The 17,993-nt window shown below is 70.0% G+C and carries 17 protein-coding genes; 10 read left to right on the forward strand and 7 right to left on the reverse strand.

All coding sequences use genetic code 11. The features are described 5' to 3' along the window. Positions 1-25 precede the first annotated feature (25 nt). From ON04_RS07960 to ON04_RS07970, 3 genes are all read left to right on the forward strand, one after another. Positions 26-721, forward strand: coding sequence for a hypothetical protein (locus tag ON04_RS07960; RefSeq protein WP_010541076.1), 696 nt, complete (start codon positions 26-28; stop codon positions 719-721). A gap of 294 nt (positions 722-1,015) precedes the next feature. After that, the gene (locus ON04_RS07965) at positions 1,016-2,338 is read left to right on the forward strand and encodes a hypothetical protein (protein ID WP_010541077.1); all 1,323 of its coding nucleotides are present in this window, start codon (positions 1,016-1,018) and stop codon (positions 2,336-2,338) included. 153 nt (positions 2,339-2,491) lie between these two features. Further along, the gene (locus ON04_RS07970; RefSeq protein ID WP_010541078.1) at positions 2,492-3,088 is read left to right on the forward strand and encodes a hypothetical protein; all 597 of its coding nucleotides are present in this window, start codon (positions 2,492-2,494) and stop codon (positions 3,086-3,088) included. A 68-nt stretch (positions 3,089-3,156) separates the two neighbouring features. On the opposite strand, the gene ON04_RS07975 is transcribed toward ON04_RS07970, so the two are convergent. The 3 genes from ON04_RS07975 to ON04_RS07985 are packed head-to-tail and all read right to left on the reverse strand — an operon-like array spanning position 3,157 to position 6,276. Further along, positions 3,157-4,083, reverse strand: coding sequence for a 1,4-dihydroxy-2-naphthoate polyprenyltransferase (locus ON04_RS07975; protein WP_010541079.1), 927 nt, complete (start codon positions 4,081-4,083; stop codon positions 3,157-3,159). Beyond that, entirely contained in the window at positions 4,080-5,246 is a 1,167-nt protein-coding gene (gene menE, locus ON04_RS07980) for an o-succinylbenzoate--CoA ligase (RefSeq protein ID WP_010541080.1), read from the reverse strand. Before menE ends, ON04_RS07975 begins: the two co-directional genes overlap by 4 nt. A gap of 34 nt (positions 5,247-5,280) precedes the next feature. Beyond that, positions 5,281-6,276 (reverse strand): 1,4-dihydroxy-2-naphthoyl-CoA synthase, encoded by a 996-nt coding sequence (locus ON04_RS07985; protein ID WP_010541081.1) that lies wholly within the window; start codon positions 6,274-6,276, stop codon positions 5,281-5,283. A 23-nt stretch (positions 6,277-6,299) separates the two neighbouring features. On the opposite strand from ON04_RS07985, the gene ON04_RS07990 reads away from it, so the two are divergent. Beyond that, positions 6,300-7,373: an o-succinylbenzoate synthase gene (locus tag ON04_RS07990; protein ID WP_010541082.1), complete on the forward strand. Its 1,074-nt coding sequence runs from the start codon at positions 6,300-6,302 to the stop codon at positions 7,371-7,373. A gap of 244 nt (positions 7,374-7,617) precedes the next feature. Here the strand turns inward: ON04_RS07990 and ON04_RS07995 are convergent, their stop codons facing one another. Then, positions 7,618-8,208 carry a flavin reductase family protein gene (locus tag ON04_RS07995; protein ID WP_029458040.1) on the reverse strand — a complete coding sequence of 197 codons (591 nt, stop codon included), beginning with the start codon at positions 8,206-8,208 and terminating at the stop codon, positions 7,618-7,620. Positions 8,209-8,316: 108 nt separating this feature from the next. Between ON04_RS07995 and ON04_RS08000 the strand changes: the two genes are divergently transcribed. Beyond that, positions 8,317-9,816 (forward strand): WS/DGAT domain-containing protein, encoded by a 1,500-nt coding sequence (locus ON04_RS08000; RefSeq protein ID WP_238529269.1) that lies wholly within the window; start codon positions 8,317-8,319, stop codon positions 9,814-9,816. A 65-nt stretch (positions 9,817-9,881) separates the two neighbouring features. Here ON04_RS08000 and ON04_RS08005 read toward each other — a convergent pair whose 3' ends face one another. After that, positions 9,882-10,499 (reverse strand): mycothiol transferase, encoded by a 618-nt coding sequence (locus tag ON04_RS08005; RefSeq protein ID WP_010541085.1) that lies wholly within the window; start codon positions 10,497-10,499, stop codon positions 9,882-9,884. Positions 10,500-10,526: 27 nt separating this feature from the next. Then, entirely contained in the window at positions 10,527-11,084 is a 558-nt protein-coding gene (locus tag ON04_RS08010) for a DinB family protein (protein WP_029458042.1), read from the reverse strand. Positions 11,085-11,191: 107 nt separating this feature from the next. Between ON04_RS08010 and ON04_RS08015 the strand changes: the two genes are divergently transcribed. The 4 genes from ON04_RS08015 to ON04_RS08030 are packed head-to-tail and all read left to right on the forward strand — an operon-like array spanning position 11,192 to position 15,188. Then, a complete protein-coding gene (locus ON04_RS08015; RefSeq protein ID WP_010541087.1) occupies positions 11,192-12,205 on the forward strand; it encodes a helix-turn-helix transcriptional regulator in 1,014 nt (337 codons plus the stop codon). Positions 12,206-12,215: 10 nt separating this feature from the next. Next, positions 12,216-13,979 (forward strand): 2-succinyl-5-enolpyruvyl-6-hydroxy-3-cyclohexene-1-carboxylic-acid synthase, encoded by a 1,764-nt coding sequence (gene menD / locus ON04_RS08020; RefSeq protein ID WP_010541088.1) that lies wholly within the window; start codon positions 12,216-12,218, stop codon positions 13,977-13,979. After that, positions 13,976-14,488, forward strand: coding sequence for a DUF3592 domain-containing protein (locus ON04_RS08025; protein ID WP_010541089.1), 513 nt, complete (start codon positions 13,976-13,978; stop codon positions 14,486-14,488). Before menD ends, ON04_RS08025 begins: the two co-directional genes overlap by 4 nt. A 10-nt stretch (positions 14,489-14,498) precedes the next feature. After that, complete coding sequence (locus ON04_RS08030; RefSeq protein WP_010541090.1) at positions 14,499-15,188, forward strand: demethylmenaquinone methyltransferase; 690 nt, start codon at positions 14,499-14,501, stop codon at positions 15,186-15,188. A gap of 95 nt (positions 15,189-15,283) precedes the next feature. Here ON04_RS08030 and ON04_RS08035 read toward each other — a convergent pair whose 3' ends face one another. Next, the gene (locus ON04_RS08035; protein ID WP_010541091.1) at positions 15,284-16,540 is read right to left on the reverse strand and encodes a geranylgeranyl reductase family protein; all 1,257 of its coding nucleotides are present in this window, start codon (positions 16,538-16,540) and stop codon (positions 15,284-15,286) included. 143 nt (positions 16,541-16,683) lie between these two features. On the opposite strand from ON04_RS08035, the gene ON04_RS08040 reads away from it, so the two are divergent. Then, positions 16,684-17,724: a polyprenyl synthetase family protein gene (locus ON04_RS08040; protein ID WP_010541092.1), complete on the forward strand. Its 1,041-nt coding sequence runs from the start codon at positions 16,684-16,686 to the stop codon at positions 17,722-17,724. Positions 17,725-17,993: the final 269 nt, after the last annotated feature.

Below are 17,993 nucleotides of genomic sequence, written 5' to 3' on the forward strand. Positions count from 1 at the left end.
CCGCCATCGAAGGGGTCCTGACCGAATGCTCACCCGTAAGGCCGTCACCGTATCCGCCGCCGCGTTGCTCGCGCTGGCCGCGTTCGCTGTCCCCGCAGTCAATGCCCAGGACGCCGATGGCCCCGCAGGGGGCGCCGAATCCGGCAGCATCTCGATGGGCAGTCTTGAAGGCGGTAGCAACGACTCCGGCAGCCTGGGCGCCGGTAGCGGTGAGGGCTTAGGCGGCAGCCTCGGCTCGGCCGGGTCCGAGGACAGCAGCGTGGGAGACCTGGCGCCGCCGTCCGACAAGGTCTGCGAACTGCCCGACCTCGGGGGATCGGTCGCCAAGTTCTATCCGCTGTTCGGGGTCTCGGGAGTGCCGTCCGGCGTGCTCGACCTGATCACGACCGCGCTGGGTGGCTTTCCCAACCTGCTCGACATGGTGGGGGGTGCGGGGAGCGGAGAATCCCTCCTCGGTGAAGCGGGATCGCTCGAGGGCCCCCTGTGCTCCTCGATCCTCGGAGGTCAGATGGTTACCCCACCTGTGACCGTGATCGTCGACGGCGACGGAAATCCGATCACCACAGTCACCGGAACCGTCGCCCCCAATTCGAGCACCAGCACCTCGACCCCGCTCGCCTCGAGCTCCGGGTCGACCGTGGCCGGCGGCTCTGCCGGGAATGGTGACCCCGACCCCGACGTGCTTTCGACCTCGGTTCCTACTTCAGGGTCCGTCGGCTGACGCGCAGTCTCCCGCCCACAACACAGCGGCCCGGTCCCCCTCGTGGGGGCCGGGCCGCTGTCATTGCTGGGCCCGGAGTCGGGTCGAGACGCGAATCGATCTGTGGATAAGTGGGCGCCCATGAACGGCCGAATACCCCAGGGGTGTGTTACCAGTGAGGCTCGTGGGTCGTTTGTGATTTTTGAGACAGGAGTAGACAGTTGATGTGCAAGTGGTTAGAGTGGCTCAAGTAATGGACTGCGCTCCCGTCAACGGGGAGTGAGCGATCCGAACCCCTCCGGAAGGAACCAGCCGATGCGTGCTCGCCTCGCCCGTCCTCGTCGTATCGTCCGGGGTCGCCTCGTCGCCCCCGTCGCCACCGCTGCGGCGGTCGCACTCGTGGCCGGCGTCGTCGTCGCCACTCCCGATGCGCCCACCCTCCGCAGTGACGTCCAGACCGTCGCCGTGACCGCCCCCGTTGGCCAGGTGGGAACTGAGGTCTCGTTCAATCTCGCCGAGATCGTCTCCGTCGGCCAGTGGGCTGACATCCAGATCACCGATGTCACCGGCCTGCCCGACGGCCTCTCATACGACGGCGGCGTCATCTCCGGAACGGCCGCGGCCTCCGGCTCCTGGAATGTTGAGGTTCACGGCACCGTCAACGGCGCACCCGAAGTGGTCCCGGTGACCCTGGTCATCAGCGAAGCCAACGGCTCCGCGCAGTCAGGCTCGCAAGGTGGATCGGCCGCCGCGATCGAGGGCGCCCTCGGTGGCGAAGCCCAGGCCGGCGGTCAGATCACCACCGGTTCCGACGGAGCGGACGCCATCCTCGGCGCGGTCGCCGGGATCGTCGGCGCCTTCGGTGGCGACACCGCCTCCGTGACGGAACTCGCGGCCGGCTCGACAGGTCAGGGTGGCGTCGACACCGACACCCCCGGCGACTCCGACACCCCCACCGGTCCGCTCGCGAGCGCCGCCGACGGAGAGTTCGGACTGGGAAGTCTGTCCTCGGGCGGCCCCGGCGACACGGACACTCCGGAAGGCGATACGCCCGGGACTCCTGGCAGCGATTCGCTCGGCCTTCCCGGCTCCACGGGCGATGCCACAGGTGGGGCCACCGGCGACCTCAACACGGAGAGCCTCGGGCCGCTGGCCCCCCTGGGTTCGCTGATCACCGGCGAGACCACCGGAGGGACCACCACGGGGTCCACCACCGGCACCGAGACCGGCCCGCTCGGCTCGCTGTCCAACGGCGACACCACGACGGGCGGCGAGGGGACCACCGGCGGTCAGATCACCATTCCCGGTTCCACCACCACCGGCGACACCGGCTCGCTCGGCAACCTGGCTCCCGGGTTCGCCATCACCGGCATGACCCTCCTCGGACTGGCCGGGCTCACCCTCCTGTTGAGCGGCGGCTCATCGACCCCGGGATCCACCGCTATCCTGCCCGCGCTGCCCGGTTCCACCGGCACAGGCGGGGCCAACGGGGGATCCTCGGGATCCACCGGTCCGAACGGGACATCCACGGGCGGAAACAACGGCGGGTCCTCGGGCTCGACCGCCCCGACCGTTGCCGCCGGCGCCCCGAAGGCCGCACAGGCCCCCGGCCCGACGGTCGCGAACGGTCGCGGTTGACCTGAAGTCTCCCGGCGGCCGCGTAGGTCGTCGGTGACAACGTCCACCCCGGTGGTCATCTCATTATGTGAGATGGTCATCGGGGTGTGGTGTATGCGTGGGTTACCGTGGGGTAGTCGCGATCTCGCGGCCCCGTCATTGTGAAAGGTCCGCATGCGTATCTCCCGCCCTGTCATCGCTTCTACCGTTGCACTCGCCGCCATGGCCGCGGTCGGTGTCGCATCAGGACGGGTGGAGGCTCCAGATTCCGCGCCCATCGTCGTGGAGGCCGCCGACGTGGCGCCCGCGGCGCTGCCTTCGCTGACATTCCCGGCGGGCGTGTACATGGAGAAGCGGATTAGCGACCAGGTCAACATCCCGGCGGGTGCGACCATCAGCTTCCGCGGCCTGCCCCCGGGCCTGACCTACGATCCGGTCACCACCGCGATCAAGGGTGTCCCCACCACCCCTGGCGTATACAAGCCGGTTGCGACCGCGAGTATCGCCGGCATCCCAATGCGCACGGAGAGCACCACCGTGACCATTACCGGTGGTGGCGGCGGAGCCTCTAACCCGGCGCCGGCTCCCGGGCGTCCTCCGGCTCCTGCCCCGGCCCCCGCTCCCGCTCCCGGCACGATTAACATCGCCGATATCCAGGGGCTGCCCGTGCCGCAGCCAGTCAAGGACGCGCTACTCGGCGCCGCGCTCGCGATCAATGACGGCATCCAGAACGCCTGGAACGCGGTCCCCGCGGGCTCGCTCGGCAAGTGACCCACTAGCCGTATACGACGGCGGCCGCCTCCCGGTGATCAGGGGGCGGCCGCCGTCGTTGTCAATCGTCAGAGCGTGGCGATGACCAGGCCACACGCCACCAGCACGCTCCACGCGAGCATCGCGAACCCGGCCAGGCCGAGCGCGGGGATGAGATCCGCGCCGGTGGCGCGGGCGCGGACCGGGCCGTTGGCCTTCCACGCCACGGGCATGGCCACCAGGCCCAGCAGCGCCCACGGGGTGGCCGGGATCAGCGCCAGCGTCGCCACTAGCGGGACGAGCAGTTCGAGGAGGGCGTGCAGTCCGCGGGTGTTGGAGTCGCCCAGGCGTACCGCCAGCGTGATCTTGCCGGTCTCCGAGTCCGAGGCGATGTCCCGCAGATTGTTAGTCAGGTTCACGGCACATGAGAAACTGCCGACCGCGATCGCCGCGACCACCGCGTACCAGGTCACCGAGCCGAGCTGGGTGAACTGCGTACCAAGCACGGCGACCAGTCCAAAGAACACGAACACCGCCACCTCGCCGAGTCCGCGGTACCCGTATGGCTTCTTGCCGCCCGTGTAGAACCACGCCGCGAGAATGCACACCAGACCCACCAGCATGAGCCACGGGGCCGAGGTGGCACTGAGCACGATTCCCGCCAACCCGCCCAGCCCGAGGAAGCCAAAAGCCACTTTCTTCACCGTGGCCGGTCGCGCCAGTCCCGAGCCCACGAGGCGTAGGGGGCCCACCCGGTCGTCGTCGGTGCCGCGGATGCCGTCCGAGTAGTCGTTGGCGTAATTGACGCCCACGATGAACGACCACGCCACCACCAGCGCGAGCAGCGCCTTCCACCACACGAACCCGCCCGCGAATGCGGCGACGGCCGAACCCACCACGACCGGAGCGAAAGCATTGGGCCACGTCCGCGGGCGGGCCCCTTCAAGCCATTCGGAGAGTGTGGCGCCGCCCGGCTCGGCGGGGATGTCGGGGGAATGTGAGGTCTCGCGCGTCATTCTCTTATTGTTCCATCGACAAAGCCCCGGGCGATGCCGCGCCGGTCCACCTTGCCTCCCGGGAGTGTCGGCAGGGCCGGGAGTACCGCCACGGCGGCTGGCGCCGAGTGCGTGCCGAGGAGTTCGGTCACATGCGTCCGCAGTTCATCAGCATCCGCCGGGGAACGCAGCGTCACCGCGGCGAGGGGCCTGGTGCCCAGCCGTGTGTCGGGAATGCCGACCACCGCAACGTCCACCACCGCGGCGTGCTTCCGGAGCGCGTCCTCGACGGTCTGCGGGAGCAGCGTCAGCCCGCCAACGGTCAATGCCTCGTCGAGCCTGCCCAGGATCCGGAGGCTGCCGTCCGGCTCCACGCGTCCGGCGTCGTCGGTGCGGAACCACCCGTCCCGGGCGAATGCCGGATGATCGGGCGCGTTCCGGTATCCCCGTGCGAGCTGCGGGCCGGACAGCCAGACGCGGCCCTCGTCGTCGTCGACCTCAATCCCCACCCCGGGCAACGGCACACCGTCGTAGACGCACCCTCCAGCGGTCTCGCTCATCCCGTACGTGCGGACGACACGAATCCCCGCGTCGGCGGCGCGGGCGAGCAATTCTGGCGCGGCTGCCGCGCCGCCCAGAAGGACCGCGTCCAGGTCAGCGAGCGCGGCCACGGCATCCGGCGAGCCCTCGTCGAGCACCTTGGCCAATTGGCCGGGCACCAGCGAGGTGTAGCGGCAGCCCGGAACGGCCTCCGTCAGCAACTCCGGGTCGAACCCGCCGGTCACGTCCACGACCACCGGCTCGTACCCGGCCCTCAGCGAACGCAGGATCACCTGCAGGCCGGCGATGTGATGTGCAGGCAGGGCCAGCAGCCACCGGCCGGGCTCGCCCAACACATGGTCGGTGGCCGAGGCCGAGGCGCCCAGGGCCGCGGTCGAGAGCATCGCTCCCTTGGGTGTGCCGGTGGAGCCGGAGGTGCTCACCACCATCGCGGTGCGGCTGTCGATCGGCTCGCCGGGGCGCTGGCTCTGCTCCAGGACCCGCGTGCGGGCCGGGTCGTCGGCGGGGACGGGCAGGAGCGCCGGGCCGCGGCCGGCCAGCATGTTCTCCAGCGTGGGGAACACCTCGGCGACCGCCCGCCCGCTGGGGACGGGCAGGGTGCGCAGTTCGCGGGTCTCTGTCATATCCGGCCTGGCGTCGGTTCCGAGACGTGCGAACTCAGTAGTAGTACGGGTAGTCGTCCCAGTTGGGCTCGCGCTTTTCCAGGAACGCGTCGCGGCCCTCCACTGCCTCGTCGGTCATATAGGCCAGGCGTGTGGCCTCGCCGGCGAACACCTGCTGGCCCATCAGCCCGTCGTCGGTGAGGTTGAATGCGAACTTGAGCATGCGTTGCGCCGTGGGCGACTTGCCGTTGATCTTGCGTGCCCACTCGATGGCGGTGTTCTCGAGCTCGGCGTGGTCGATCACCCGGTTGACCGCGCCCATCTGGAACATCTCCTCGGCCGTGTACGCCTCGCCCAGGAAGAAGATCTCGCGCGCGAACTTCTGACCGGTCTGCTTGGCCAGGTAGGCGCTGCCATATCCGGCGTCGAACGAGCCTACATCGGCGTCGGTCTGCTTGAACCGCGCGTGCTCGCGGCTGGCCAGGGTCAGGTCCGACACCACGTGCAGCGAGTGCCCACCGCCAGCCGCCCAGCCGTTGACCAGGCAGATCACCACCTTGGGCATCGTGCGGATGAGCCGCTGGACCTCCAGGATGTGCAGACGCCCACCCTCAGCCTTCACGCGGGCCTGGTCGACCTTGTCGGCGGTCGCCCCGGCCACGTCCGAATCGTGTTCGGTCGAGTACTGATAGCCCGAACGGCCGCGGATGCGCTGGTCGCCGCCGGAGCAGAACGCCCAGCCCCCGTCCTTCGCGCTGGGGCCGTTGCCGGTGAACAGGATCGTGCCGACGTCAGGCGAGCGGCGCGCGTGGTCGAACACGCGGTACAGCTCGTCCACCGTGTGGGGGCGGAACGCGTTGCGCACCTCGGGTCGATCGAATGCGATCCGCACGATGCCGTTGACCCGCCCCTCGCCCACGTGACGGTGGTAGGTCAGATCAGTCAGGTCCACGCCGTTGCGGAAACCCTCGATCTCCCGCCACTGCGACGGATCAAACGGGTTGTCGTCCTGGTCTGCTCGGTCTGCGGCGGCGGAACTCTGCTCAGTCATGTCTCTGACGTTAGCGTGGACCTATGACATGCGTGCCGGCCCCCGAGTCGATCGACGATCTGCTCGCCCGCGTGCACGTTGTGGCGCTGCCGATGCGGGTGCGGTTCCGTGGCATCACCGAGCGGGAGGTCGCGCTGGTCGAAGGGCCGGCCGGTTGGGGAGAGTTCGGCGCGTTCCGCGAGTACGGCGACGCCGAGGCCGCCCACTGGCTGGCGTCGGCTGTGGAGATGGCCTGGCAGGGGCCCCCGCCGGCGCTCCGGTCCCGGGTGGCGGTCAACGCGACCGTCCCCGCGGTCGCGGCCGGCGAGGTGGCGGGCATACTCGAACGCTTTCCCGGCTGCATGACGGTCAAGGTAAAGGTCGCCGAATCCGGGCAGCACCTCGTCGACGACGTGGCCCGCGTCGCCGCAGTCCTACAGGCCCGGCCCGGTGCACGGATCCGGGTGGATGCCAACGGAGCGTGGTCGGTGGCCGAGGCCGCTCATGCCGTGCGCGTGCTGGACCAGGCCGTCCGCGCCGCCGACGCCTCGCGCACTCCCGGCACCGGGCCGGTGTCGCTGGACGGGCCCGGACTGGAGTACGTGGAGCAGCCGTGTGCGACCGTCGACGAGCTGGTCGAGTTGCGCCGACGCCTGGCCGACGACGGAGTGCTGGTGGACGTGGCCGCCGATGAGTCGATCCGCCGCGCGGAAGACCCCCTGCGCGTGGTGCGGGCGGGTGGCGCCGACCGCGCAGTGGTCAAAGTTGCACCCCTGGGCGGGCCCCGCCGGCTGTTGGCAGTGGCCGCAGAGTTGGGCATCCCGGTCACCGTGTCGTCCGCGTTGGATTCGGCGGTCGGGGTGGCGGCGGGTGTCGCGGCTGCCGCAGCGTTGCCGGGGACGGGAGTCGGTGACGACGAGATCCCCGCCGCCGGGCTGGGCACGGGCGGATTCTTCGTTGAAGACGTGATCGAACCGGGTGCGTTCGTGTTGGAAGGCGGCTATTTCTCCGTCCGCTCCGTGGCTCCGGACCCGGCCCGGCTGGACAGTTTGCGCGGGGGCGGCCAGCGGCGCGACTGGTGGCTGGAACGGATCCGCCGCTGCCACGCTCTCCTCTGACCTCGGCCCGCCGCGATCCCGGCCCGCCGTCAGAGCCACGATCCCGGTCATCTGCGGGTGCGCCTGTACGACGGACCCAAGGATGCGCCCGTCGATGAACTCGCGCGTGCGCATCGGCGGCGGCGCGAGTGCATCGACAGTGGCGGATGTGGGGGGCTGGGGCGGATGTGGGGGACTGCGGTGGGTGTGGGGGATGGCGGCGGGTGCGGATAATTGCGGCGGATGTGGGGGATGGCGCGGGGCGCTACTCGGTGGGCCGGGGCAATCTCCGGGTCCGCGGGGCGTATCCCCACTCGTGCCGGCCGAGGCGCGAGGGCGGGAGCAGCGAACCGAAGTCGGGGAGGCCGTCCCCGGCCAGCACCCCGTCGTCGATCGACACGCTCACCACGCGGCCGAGCACCATCACGCTGGATCCCAGGTCGATCAGGTCGTGGCGCACGCACTCGAACGCGATCGGCGCCTCGGCCACGCGAGGGGCCGCCACCACGTCGGACGGGGCTGCGGTCAGGCCGATTTCCGCGAACTCGTTGATCTCCGGACTGAACGGCGCAGAGGTGGCGTTCATGACCTCCATCAACGATTCGGTCCCGATGTTCACCACGAACTCTCCGGTGTCCACAACGTTGCGATACGTGTCCTTCCGGCCGATCGATGTCACCGACAAGATCGCGGGATCGGCGCACGCAACCGTGAAGAAGGAGTACGGCGCGAGGTTCGGCACCCCGGCGGCGGAAAGCGTGGAGACCCAGGCGATCGGACGAGGCGCTATCGACGCGGTGAGCAGCGGGTACATTCCCTTGCTCGGCGGGTCGCTGGGTGAGTGGACGGTACGCATCTCGCCAGTCTGCCGTGGATCCGTGTGGCCGGAAGTGACGTGCACCACCATTGCTCTAGCCTAGGAGTAGCGGCGAAGTGGGGATGACATGTGAGGGGGCCCGAGACGATGCCAGAGACGACGAGCGTGAAGATCCCGTTGAGGGACCAGATGTGGCTACTCATGGACCGCCCGGGCAACCTCATGTACATCAACTGCGTGCTGTGGTTCTCCCGGGTCCCTGATTGGGACGACGTCACAGAAGCGATCGAGTCCCGGATGATCGAGCCGTTCCCGGTGTTCCGGCGGGTCCCGGTGCGCCGTCGTCGACGCTGGTACTGGGTCGACGACCCGGATTTCGATCTGACGAACCACGTCGTGCGGCGTCGCCTGCCCGCTCCCGGTGGGCGGGCCGACGCCGAGGCACACGTGGCCGAGCAGATGGGGGTGCCGCTGCAGGGTGATCAACCGCTGTGGTCGGCCGAGTTCATCGAGGGGTACTACCGCGACGGCGCGGACGAGGAGGGGGCGCTCATCCTGTTCCGGGTCCAGCACGGAGTGGTCGACGGCATCCGGCTCACCCAACTCGTGCTCAACCTCTGTGAGCGCGAGGACGACTCGTCGCCGCCCCGGGTCGGTCGCGAGCTGGCGCTCGGGGCGGGCGGGGTCCTGGGCACGATGGGTGCTATCGGAGGGGCCGGGGCCGGCATGGCCAAGGACTCGTTCGGGATCGCGCGCGGGTTAACGGGCGCGGCGTTGAGATTTCCGCAGACGATCGGCCGGCTGACCCGCGACGTGTTGGCACCGGGGCGCGAGCTCTCCCGGGTGCCGACGCGCGCCGTCGAGTCCCTGACGGAGGTCGTCAGCACCAATAACTTCACCGTGAACACGTATCGCTCGGTGTTCCGGCTGCTGTTCGAGCCGCGCTCGCCGACGCTGCCGTGGACAGGCAGGGCACATCCGGAGAAGAAGGTCTCGTGGGTCTCCGGCCTGGACCTGGCAGCGGTGAAGCGGGTCGCCCGGGCGCACGACAGCACCGTGACACCGGTGATGATCGCCGCGGTGTCCAAGGCACTCACCGCATATATCCGCGAGCACGGTGATCGCGAGGTCTCGGACATCAACCTCATGGTCCCGGTTTCGCTGGGGTCGGGTGGGCAGCACGACTCTGGGGAGCTTGGCAACCACATCACGCTGGTACTCATGCGACTGCCGCTGGGCATCGACGACCCCAACGAGTTGCTCGAGGCCATCACCACCTCGATGACGCGGGTGCGGTATTCGCTCGAGCCGCACGTCACGCTCGCGACCATGCTCACCGTGGCCGTAGCGCCGAGCCCGGTGGCGCACGCGATGATTGACTGGTTCGCCAACAAGACGGTGGGCCAGCTCACCTCGGTGCCGGGTCCGGTCGGGCCGATCTCATTGGGTGGAGCCATTGTCGAGGGCATGCTCGGATGGGTGCCGATGAGTGGCGACCAGGCGCTGGGTATCTGCATCTTCAGCTACGACGGCGCCGTCAGCGTGGGGATCGCGACCGACGCCGAGCTCATCCCCGATCCCGGCGAGGTGGCGCGCGGGATCGAGGCCCAGTTCGCCAGCTTCGACGGCTGGGACGACGAGGGCTGAGCCGCTCCGCCACGCGCCCGGCCCCCGCCACCCGGTCCCCCCGCCGCCCGGCCCCCGCCACCCGGTCACCACTGCGGCGCGGGTACCTCGGGGTGCGCCGCAAACCATGCGCCGATGTAGGACATGTCGATCGATTGGTCTTCGGCGATCAACTCGTACATCGTCCGCCCGTCGATCGCCTCCCGGAGGATGTCGGCGTGCCCGGAATGGCGAGTGATCTCGCTGAGTGCGTGCAGCGCGGCCCAGCGCCCGTTGAACGGCGGCAATCCCGGGGGAAACCACGGCATCTCGGTGGGGACGGGAACGACGGCGTCCAGGTCGGCGCTGCGTAGGTGCGCGAGCCCGGCGGCGCACCGTCGGTCGTATTCGGTCAGGATCTCCTCGGCGGTGGCGTCGGGATCGACCCGGTTGACGGCCTCGGCCCGGGCGAACGCCTCCGGCAGGGTCCGGCCGGTGTCCGGAGCATCGGGGGCCGCGGCAGCGCGACCGCACCAATTCACCGCCACCTCGCCAATGTGCAGCAAAAGCCACCCCAGTGTCAGCTCGCTGGTGGGCACGGGGCGGACGCGTAGCTGGTCGCCGGTGAGGCCGTGGACGATCGACCGGGCGTTGACGAGCGCAGCGTCGATCCACTCGAGCAGGGTTTCGCGTTCGGTGTCGCGGGTGGCGGGGAACAGGGGCATGACGACTCCTCGATGAATACGGTTGGGTCAGTGGGTGTGGGCGTACAGGTCACGGAGCAGGCACATCTCGGCGCCGTGGTGGATGACCTCACGATTGATGTGCAGAACCAGGGCGGCCATGGAGTACTCCGCCCACGGGCCCTCGGCCTGGCCCACGGGGGCGGACAGCGCCTCGGCGTCGAGCGCCCGCACGCCCTCAATCCAGCCCGCGTAGGTGCGATCGAGTTGGGCGAGTCCGTCCGCGGCGTCACCGGCGTACGTGTGGGTCATGTAGTCGTGGGACGGTCCGCCGAAGTGGGAGTGCCACCGGGTGCCGAGGACCCCGACAACGATGTGGCCGATCCGCCACGCGATGGTCGTCAGCGGGGCGGGCACCGGTTCCGGGAACTCGAAGTCGATGGTGTGCTCGCCCTCGCCGCCCTGCATAGGCGCGGTACCGGTCCCGCGGGGTCGGACGTCCCAGGTGCGCTCGTCGTCGGCGGGCGAGTAGTGGTATTCGTCGTCGGTCATGCCCTCCAGGCGGGGCCGCAGTTGGCCGTTCCAGTGGAAGTCGAGCTGCTCGACCAGTTGGGCGGTCCAGTCGATGGGGCGGGTCGTGGTGGTCACGTTGGTCTCCTGACGGTGGCGGTGTCCGCCCAGCGTGTCAGCCCATCCGGACAGGATCGGTCCGCTGAGGATGGGACACTCCTGCCATGACCGACAGCGGCAGGTCCGAGAGCAGGATGCCTACAACGCAGCGCGTGTTGGCCCTGCTCGATCTGCTTCAGCAGCGGTCGGTGTGGACGGGAGCGGAGCTCGCTGAGGCGTTGGGCGTGACCGCCCGGTCGATCCGCAGAGACGTGGATCGACTGCGTGACCTGGGGTATCCGGTGGAGTCGGAGCGCGGCGCGGGTGGCGGATACAGGTTAGGTTCGGGCCGCCGACTGCCTCCGCTGCTGCTCGACGACCGCGAGGCCGTGGCCGTGGCTATAGCCCTCCGGATGGCCGCCGGTGGGGCGGTGGCGGGAGTCGGCGAACACGCGCTGCGGGCACTCACCAAGCTGGATCAGGTGATGCCCGGCCGGCTGCGCGAGCGGGTCGCCGACGTCGCGGAGTCGATGGTCGCCGTCGCCGGCGAGGACGACCCGGTGGACGCGCAGATGCTCGTCGACCTGGGACACGCGGTCCGCGGCACCGAGCAGGTGCGGCTGGACTACCGCGACAAATCTGGCCGCGACACCGAGCGGAGGGTGGAGCCGTACCGGATCGTGGTGCTGGGTCGGCGCTGGTATCTACTGTCCTACGACCTCGACCGCGTTGACTGGCGCACCTTCCGGCTGGACCGGATCCGGACCGTGCATCGCAGCCACTGGCGCTTCACCCCGCGCCCCGACGTGCCCGATCCCGCGACGCACGTGCAGCACGCCGTGACCGCGGCTCCCTATGAGTATCTGGCCCGGGTGGTGGTGTTCGCGCCCGCAGACGACGTGGCCGCGCGCTTCCCACCCGCCTACGGGACGGTCACCGAGCTGCGTGGGCGCGACCATCCCGACGGCCCGGCCTGCAGATTGGAGACCGGGGCCGCCGAGCTCGACGTGTTGGCCTGGTATCTCGCGCAGCTGCCGGGGCCGTTCGCCGTGGAGTCGCCGGACGGTTTGCGCGAACCGTTGTCCCAGATGGCCGAGCGGCTCGCGCGGGCGGCCGATGGGTTCCAGCGCCCCGACTAGGCTGGAGACGATGAACCCCACCGCGAGCAACCCCAGTACCGCGCAGGCGCGCGTCCTGGTCGACGAGATGATCCGCCACGGCATCACCGACGCGGTCCTATGTCCGGGCTCGCGCAGTGCACCGCTGGCGCTCGCGTTGGCGGCGGCCGAGCGGTTGGGGCGGCTGAACCTGCACGTGCGCATCGACGAGCGTGGCGCCGGGTTCACGGCCCTCGGGCTCGCGCTGGGTTCCCGGCGGCCGGTTCCCGTCGTCGTCACCTCCGGCACCGCGGTGGCCAACCTCCACCCGGCGATGGTGGAGGCCGCGCACTCCGGGGTCCCCATGCTGGCGGTCACGGCCAATCGCCCGCCCGAGCTGCGCGGGACGGGCGCCAACCAGACCATCGACCAGGTGGGGCTGTTTGGTCCGCACGCGCGGACGGTGGTGGAATTGGGCGCCGCCGGCGATCCCGAGATCGAGCACCGGCACTGGCGTTCGGCGATCGGGCGGGCGATCCTCACCGCCACCGCGGCCGCCGACCCCGGCCCGGTGCAGGTGGATATCGCCTTCCGTGAGCCGTTGGTGCCGGCCGAGGGGGACGAGGAGTTCCAACTCCTCAGCCCCTATCTCGACGGCCCCGATCCAGACAGTCCCGACGACGACGAGGCCCCCGCCGGCATCATTGCCCGCGCACTGCCCGAGGGGCGCGAGGGCGGTCGGCCGTGGGTGCAGCGAGCCGGAGCAGGGGTCGATTCCGCTCCCGCCGCGAGTGCGGTGGCGGTGGATCTCACCCGGCCCACGTTGGTCATCTCGGGTGTCGGGGCCGCGCCGGTCGCGGCGCTGGTGGCCGTGCCGACGGTCGCAGAGCCTGGAGCGCCGGTCCCGCTGCGTCCGGTGCATCCGCTGGCGATCCCCGCGCTGACGCCCGAGCAGGTGGTGGTGACCGGCCGGCCCACGCTGCACCGCGCGGTCACCCGGCTGATGGCGGACCCCGGGGTAGATCTGGTGATCCTCGACGCCGGGCCACACTCACCCAACCCCACCGGCAGCGCCGCCGAACTCGCCGACTCCATCCTCACGGGCTGGGGCGTCACAAAGGAATGGTCCGACGCCGCCGCCCGTGCTGATGCGCGCGCCCGCGAGGCGGTGGACCGCCTGCTGGACCAGCACCTGACCTCCGCCGCTCCGACCGGGCTGCACGTGGCGCGCGCCGTGGCCCGCGGGATGCGATCCGGCGGCAACCTCGTGGTGGGGGCGTCCAATGCGGTCCGCGACCTGTCATTGGTGGGCCCGCTGAACCCCGACGTCCGGGTGTTCGCCAACCGCGGTGCGTCCGGCATCGACGGGACTGTCTCCACGGCGATCGGTGTGGCACTCTCTGCACCCGGGCGGACGGTGGCCCTGCTCGGCGACCTGACGTTCCTGCACGACATCTCGGGGCTGCTCCTCGGGCCGCGCGAGAATCACCCGCCGGATCTGACCATCGTGGTGGCAGACGACGACGGCGGCGGAATCTTCTCCCTGCTCGAGCAGGGCGACCCGCGCCTGGCAAACGATTTCGAGCGAGTCTTCGGTACGCCGCACGGTGCCGACCTCGGCGCACTCTGTGCCGGCGCAGGAGTGCCCTTCACCAACACCGACCCGGCCGGACTGGAGACGATTCTCACCGCCGCAGCGGCGCCGGTGGACCACCGCCACATCGTCCCCGAGGGGCTGCGCGTCGTCCGCGTGGGAACCGACCGTCAGGGCCTTCGCGAACTGCACGCCGCGTTGCGGGCGGAAGCCGTCGGGTGAACCCCACCGTGCCCGCCGGAGGGGCCACCCGCGAGCGAAACCGACTGACAGACCGGCAGGCGCGTCGCGCATTCCGCATACGCAAGACGGTGCGGGTGGCGGCCCTGATCCTGGCGGCCTTCTCCCTGCTGACCGCCGGGCTCATCCTGCTGGCCTGTTTCGTCGATGACCAGCGCATCGACGCCGACATGGGCAGCGCCACCGCCGTCGTCACCGAGGTCACCGACCGGCGGGCCGCCGTGGAGTTCGACGCCGGCGGTGGTCACCACGTCCGGCCCGTGACCGGAGTGTTCTATCCCACGGGCCTGATCGAGGGGCAGCGCGTGCAGGTCGAATTCCGCCGGGCCAACCCCGACCTCGTTCGCGTGTCCGGCCGTAGTTGGACTGTCGCCGTGGTGCCAGCCCTGAGTGTCCCGGCAGTGGTGGTGCCGTTGGCCGCGATCGCCTACGCCGTAGCCTCGCGCCGGGGTGCGGAGCCTGGGCCAGCTCGTCATCCGGCGGCCGGGTAGCGTCAACGCCGTGTCCCGCGCAAATCTAGACAAGCAGCCCCGCGACGTCGCGTCGATGTTCGACGGTGTCGCCAAGCGCTACGACCTGACCAACACGATCCTCTCCGGGGGCATGGACCACGTGTGGCGACGTCGCGCCCGGTCACTGCTGGCACCCCGACCCGGCGAGCGGATCCTCGACCTGGCCGCCGGCACCGCCGTTTCCACTGTCGAACTGGGCAAGTCCGGCGCATGGTGCGTGGCCGCCGACTTCTCGCTCGGCATGCTGCGGGCCGGCTCGGAGCGCGACGTCCCCAAAGTCGCCGGGGACGCCATGAAGCTGCCGTTCGCCGACGAGTCGTTTGACGCCGCCACCATCAGCTTCGGACTGCGCAACGTGCAGGACACCGGTGCGGGTCCCCGGGAGATGGCCCGCGTGGTCAAGCCCGGTGGGCGACTGGCGGTGGTGGAGTTCTCGACCCCCGTCTTCCCGCCGTTCCGTGCGGTGTACATGAATTACCTGATGCGGGCGCTCCCGAAGATCGCCACCAGCGTCTCCTCGAACCCTGATGCCTACGTCTACCTCGCCGAATCGATCCGCGACTGGCCGGACCAGAACGCGCTGCGCACGCTGATCGAGACCAATGGCTGGGAGCGCTGCAGCGTCACCAATCTGACCGGCGGGATCGCTGCTATCCACCTGGCCCGCCGCCCAGCCTGACCGCACCTCCGGCTTGCGCTGCGTGTTTGGTCCGTTTTCGCAGCGTAACCCGGGTTTTTGCGTACGCGGCGCCAGCGTAAGCCGGGGAGGGCGGTTCAGTCGGCGAAGAGCGGACGGCGGTCGAAACGGCGGGCGATCGCCCCGGCCGCACGCCAACCGCGGGCCACGATGTCGCGGTCTGACTCCGACACCGTGTTGGACATGCATCGCACCGCGGCCGTCATGAGCGTGTGCGACCGCATTCCGATCGGCCCGGCCATCGGGAGGAACCTGGGGTAGGTCAGGAGGCGAGCGGCGTCGCGGGCAATCGCAAAGGATTCGCCGTAGGTCGTGCGGAGCACCTCGGGCCAGGCGCTCGTGAGATCGACCGAGCCGGAGCCATCGCCCGAGAGGATCAACTCCGCGAGGAGGCGTCCGCCCTCGAGCGCGTAGTCGATGCCCTCGCCGTTGAGCGGATTCACGCACGCGGCGGAGTCGCCGACGGCAGCCCAGTTTCGGCCCGCGATCCCCGAGACGGCCCCGCCCATCGGCAGCAACGCCGAGGTGACGGCCCGTGGCTCACCATCCAGTTTCCACTCGTCGCCGACACTGCGCGCGTAGTGCTGCAGGAGTTCCTTGACCGCCACGTTCGCGGGCCGGGCAGAGGTGGCGAGGGCGCCGACCCCCAGATTGATGTCGCCGTCGCCGAGCGGAAACACCCATCCGTACCCGGGCTGGATTATGCCGTCCTGATCGCGGAGTTCGAGATCGGAACCGATCCACTCGTGATCGTGCCTGCCGGACCTGACATACGACCGTGCCGCCACCGCGTAGACCGTGTCGCGATGCCAGGTCCGACCCAGCAGGCGACCCACCGGGGACCGGACGCCATCGGCCACCACGAGGGTCCTGCACGCGATGCGACTGTCACCGGCCCGGACGGCGTTCACCTCGCCGTCGTCGCCCCGTTCCACGTCCGTCACGCGCACACCGTCCAGAACGACAGCACCCGCCTCGACAGCCGTCTGACGCAGCCGATCGTCGAATACGGTCCGGCGCACGGCCGAGCCGGTCCCGCCGTGGTGGCCCGCAGGCCAGGGGACGCGCTGTTCGTGACCGAACCCGCGCAGTTCGAGCCCGCGGATAGTGATCCGATCCCGCGCCCAGCCGCCGAGGCCCAGGCGGTCCACCTCGAGCATCGCGCGTGGGGTGAGCCCGTCGCCGCAGGTCTTGTCGCGCGGGAACGTGGCGGCGTCCAGAACCGTGACCTCGCGACCTGCTCGCGCCAACCAGGCGGCGGTGGCGGATCCGGCGGGGCCGCAGCCCACCACGAGCACGTCGGTCGAAGCGGGGAGGCCCTGGGAGGAGTCCATGCGATACATGGTGGCAGGTCGGGTGTCGAACAGTCGCCGGGACCTCGTCCGGGGTGTGATTCCGCGGGCTGCGAGCGCGGACCGTAGTCTATCGGGAGGGTCGGTCGACGCCGACCCGCATACGGCGACGAGGACGAGTGAGGATGTCGAGCGATTCTGTGACGACAGGCACCGCTGAGACGACGCCCGACCACGTGGTGGCGGGTGTGGACGTCGGTGATGCCGACCTCGCTTCGGAGTTGCGACAGCAGCTCGATGAGGTCGAGAAGCTGCTGGTCAACCGCCTCGAGACCGGGGAGGATTTCCTCTCCGAGGTTGCGCTACACCTGGTCAGCGCGGGCGGTAAACGGTTCCGGCCCGTCATGACGCTGCTCGCCGGCGCCCTCGGCCCTCAGCCCGACCATGCACGTCTGGTCAAGGCCGCCGTCGTGTGCGAGATGATCCACCTGGCCACGCTCTATCACGACGACGTGATGGACGAGGCCAGCATGCGCCGCGGCGTCGAGTCCGCCAACAGCCGGTGGGACAACTCCACCGCGATCCTCGCCGGCGACTTCCTGTTCGCCCACTCCTCGATGCTTCTCGCGGACCTCGGCCCGGCTGCGGTCCGGCTGATCGCGCAGACCTTCGCCGAACTGGTGACGGGCCAGATGCGCGAGACGGTGGGCAGTAAGTCCGACGACGACGAGGCCGAGCATTATCTGCGCGTGATCTGGGAGAAGACCGGTTCACTGATCGCAGCGGCCGCGCAATTCGGGGGCGAGTATTCGGGCGCGGATGCGGAGAACATCGCCCGCCTCCGCCGGCTGGGTGACGCGGTGGGGATCGCGTTCCAGATCGCCGACGACATCATCGACATCGCCTCGCCGTCCGCCGAGTCGGGCAAGGTACCCGGTACGGATCTGCGCGAAGGTGTGCACACGCTGCCCATGATCTACGCGATGCAGGACAAATCCCTCGAAGGGGCGCGGCTGCGCCAGTTGCTGGCCGAGCCGTTGACCGAGGACGCGGAGGTCGACGAGGCCCTCAAGTTGCTTCGGGCTTCTGACGGCATGCGGCGTGCGCGGGCGACACTGGAGAAGTATGTCGGCGACGCCATGACCGAGCTGGACTCCCTGCCGGACCGTCCCGCGAACGAGGCTTTGCGCCGACTGGTGCGCTTCACCGTCGACCGCGTCAGCTGACCCGACCCGCACCTCCCCTGGCATCCGCACCCGCGCCTGCACATCCTCCGCACCCGGCCTTGGCCTGCACCCTGGCATCCGCACCTCCCCTGGCATCCGCACCCGCGCCTGCACATCCCCCGCACAGGCGCGACTCACGATGAACTCGCGCCGTCACTTCGGCGGCGGCGGGAGTTCATCGCGGGTGGCAGATTTCGGGTGTCGGAATTCTTGTAGAGGGCCGGGCGGGCCGGGCGGGCCGGGCGGGGGCGCGAGCGAATGTGGGCGAG

Source organism: Dietzia alimentaria 72, from assembly GCF_000226215.1.
GTDB lineage: Bacteria > Actinomycetota > Actinomycetes > Mycobacteriales > Mycobacteriaceae > Dietzia > Dietzia alimentaria.